The organism is Streptomyces tricolor, assembly GCF_002155905.1.
Classification (GTDB): domain Bacteria; phylum Actinomycetota; class Actinomycetes; order Streptomycetales; family Streptomycetaceae; genus Streptomyces; species Streptomyces tricolor.
In genome coordinates this window covers 1-2,719 of record NZ_MUMF01000106.1, presented here as the reverse complement: position 1 = coordinate 2,719, position 2,719 = coordinate 1, and the positions used below count along the sequence as shown (strand labels likewise).

Annotated in this window: 4 protein-coding genes and 1 pseudogene; all 5 read right to left on the bottom strand. The window is 66.9% G+C overall.

All coding sequences use genetic code 11. The features are described 5' to 3' along the window. Nucleotides 1–104 precede the first annotated feature (104 nt). Nucleotides 105–686 carry a hypothetical protein gene (locus CCN44_RS09080; RefSeq protein ID WP_059252359.1) on the bottom strand — a complete coding sequence of 194 codons (582 nt, stop codon included), beginning with the start codon at nucleotides 684–686 and terminating at the stop codon, nucleotides 105–107. Between the two features lie 34 nt (nucleotides 687–720). After that, entirely contained in the window at nucleotides 721–1,308 is a 588-nt protein-coding gene (locus tag CCN44_RS45985; protein WP_237482917.1) for a pilus assembly protein TadG-related protein, read from the bottom strand. Next, the gene (locus CCN44_RS45980) at nucleotides 1,308–1,538 is read right to left on the bottom strand and encodes a hypothetical protein (protein WP_059252357.1); all 231 of its coding nucleotides are present in this window, start codon (nucleotides 1,536–1,538) and stop codon (nucleotides 1,308–1,310) included. The genes CCN44_RS45985 and CCN44_RS45980 overlap by 1 nt, the downstream gene beginning before the upstream one ends. A 125-nt stretch (nucleotides 1,539–1,663) precedes the next feature. Beyond that, entirely contained in the window at nucleotides 1,664–2,446 is a 783-nt protein-coding gene (locus CCN44_RS09070) for a response regulator (RefSeq protein WP_086697311.1), read from the bottom strand. Nucleotides 2,447–2,500: 54 nt separating this feature from the next. Continuing rightward, nucleotides 2,501–2,719 (bottom strand): annotated as a pseudogene (locus CCN44_RS09065) (two-component sensor histidine kinase); the annotation flags it as partial.

Genomic DNA, 2,719 nt, shown 5'->3' with positions numbered 1-2,719 from the left:
CGTCGTGACCCTGCCCGCCGACCGCGGGGGCGGCGGGCAGGGTCACGACGAGCAACAGGACGGCGGAGGTGAGGGCGAGACGGGGTGTGGTGGTCACGGGGGCCTCACCCGGAGATCTGGAGGGGGGCGCTGGCGAAGGTGGGCAACTGGAAGCTGACTTCCGTCGTGCCGGTCGGCGGCGCCGGGAACTGCAGGAAAACGGGCACCGTATCGCCCGCCCGGACGGACTGAACGCCGGTCGTGGTCAGAGGCCGTCCGTCGGTGTCCCGCAGCACGTAGTAGCGCTTCTTCGCCTTCGAATCCACAAGCGTGGCTCCGCCGAACGACTGCCCGTTCTTCATGATTTCTGTCTCGTTGCCGGTCAGTTGCGACGACAGGACGGCATCCTTGCTGCCGTCATTCTTGAGCTGTGCGTTGATCGTGACGAACCCACCCGGGTCGCGCTGTGCTGACGTGATTTTCAGCGTCAGTCCGTCGGGGCCTCGCAATTCAGCCAGAGGTTCTGCGGACTGTCCCTCCTGAGGACTCGCCTGAGAGCCGCCCTTCCTGGAGGCGGACGCAGAACCGTCCGGCTTCTTGTCATCCGTGTCCCCACCGCCACAACCGGCCACACCGACGGCCAAGCCGACAGCAATGGTCATGGCGACCATTCCCCTGCGAGCCTTCGCAGTGAACCGCATGCTCATCGCGCTGCTTCCCTTTTCCATCGTCGTCCGCTTGTCAGTCGGCGGCCAGGTGAACATCGAAGAGGTCCTCGGGCGCGGGCAGAGTCGCTACGTCATCCGGATCCAGCTCCCAGGGCTTTCCGTCGCAGACGAGTTGCGGCAGTTCATCGTCCGCACCGGGCTCACCAGGGAGTTCACAGCGCGGTTCGATCACGGCCGTCGCAGAAGCCTTGGAGTGGATGTCCTCCGTTCCCGGGACGACGGAATCCCCGACTGACTTGTTCGTTTCGACATCGACCGTGTATCGCAGAAGCTGCCAGTCGCAGCCATTCAATGTGGCGTGGTTCTGTGCTGCCAGTTGCTCCGCTCGCCCACATGGGTTGTCGAGAGGAACCCTGCCGTCGAAGATGTCCTGCCACCTGCTGGGTTCGAGCAGGTCAGCGGCCCATGCGGCCGCAAGTTGGTCACGCCCGCTCTGAGCTGCGGCCAGCACCGCCGCGTCAGCCGCCGTCTGAGCGCCACCGCGGTTCACCGCTGCCTGGCCCACCGCTAGGTAGGCGAACGCAAGAAAGAGCAGGCCCGCCACCACCGTGATGTAGATGGGGAAGGCCTGCCCGGAGTCGCCGCGCCCGCGCGGGAAGATCAGGTGATTTCCGTGATCTTGGACTTGATCTTGTCGAGGATGGTCTTGCCGATGTCCGTCCCCGTGATCGCCAGAACGATCGCAACCACCACCGCGATAATGCCCAGGTACTCGACCGCGGTCTGTCCTCGGTCGCCGCCACGACGGCGCATCGCCTCGACCGTCGTGTTCTTCCAACCGTGCAGGCGAACCTTGGTCGCCACAGCCGTCTTCAGCAAAAGATCGCTCACGGTGCTCCCCTCCGGGCCTGCTTCCGACCGAGGAACCGTAGAGCGCTTTCACGGGCCGAACAGAGGGCCCGAGGGCCCAACCGCAGGCCCATTTCCTGCTGTTGCTGCTCCCCCGCCGGCGCATATCAGGCCACCCCCAGCCACTTCGCCGTCGCCTGGGACCGCGTGGTGCTGTGGAGCTTGGCGAAGATGCGGTTGATGTGGTTCTTGACCGTCTTTTCGCTGATGAAGCAGGCGGCGGCGATCTGCTGGTTGGTCATGCCGGACGCGATGAGGTCCATGATCTCCGCCTCCCTCGTACTCAGCCGGAACCGCGACCGGAACGACTGTCCCATAGATGGTTGCATATGCGAAAGGGTGGAGGGGGCGGAATCCTCCGAAACTACGGGGGGTTGGGGCGTCGTGTGTGCAGGTGCATCTCTTCGGAGGTCCAGCAGCAACGCCTTCGCCGCCCCGGGCGTCACATGCGGTCGGCCCTCCCGGACGTCCCGTACCGCCCGCACCAACTGCTCCGTCGTGAACTCGCCGTGCACCAGATACCCCCCTGCCCCCAGCCGCAGTGCCTCCCGCACGGTCTCCGTCTCGTGGCTGTAGGTGAGCATCATGACGGGGGCCAGCCCCACCAGGTGGGGCAACGCCGAGATTCCGTCGACTCCGGGCATCCGGACGTCGAGGAGGATGACATCGGGCCGGTGCTGGACCGCCGCCTCGTACGCCTCCCGGCCGTCCCCCGCCTCCGCCACCACCGTGGTGTCCGGGCGGCCCGTGAGCAGGGCCGTCAGGCCGGCGCGGACCACGGGATTGTCGTCGGCGACCAGCAGCCGCAACGGTGGGGGTGCCGGCGCCGGCGGTGGGAACTCCGGCCGCAGGTCGCTGTGCGAGTGCCTCGGTGGCTGTGAGGGCCGCATGGTGCCTCCTCTCAGAGGTTTCGGGATGAGGGGTCGAAGGTCAGGGGTCAGAGGTCAGGGGTCGGGGAGGGGCGTGGGTGGTAGCGGGATGTCCAGGCGTATCTCCGTGCCTCCTTCGTCCGCGCCCCTTCCGATGTGGATCCCGACTCCCGCCTGTGCGGCCCGTTCGACCATGCCGAGCAGGCCGAAGTGGCCCGAGCCGCGGAGCCGTTCGAGGGTGATGCCGGGCGGGAGGCCGATGCCGTCGTCGTGGATCGTCAGGCGGAGCAGGCG

What these genes read in the sequence shown, in the direction of transcription:
- CCN44_RS09080 (WP_059252359.1), bottom strand. Translation starts at nt 686, where the DNA reads ATGAGCATGCGGTTCACTGCGAAGGCTCGCAGGGGAATGGTCGCCATG.
- CCN44_RS09070 (WP_086697311.1), bottom strand. Translation starts at nt 2,446, where the DNA reads ATGCGGCCCTCACAGCCACCGAGGCACTCGCACAGCGACCTGCGGCCG.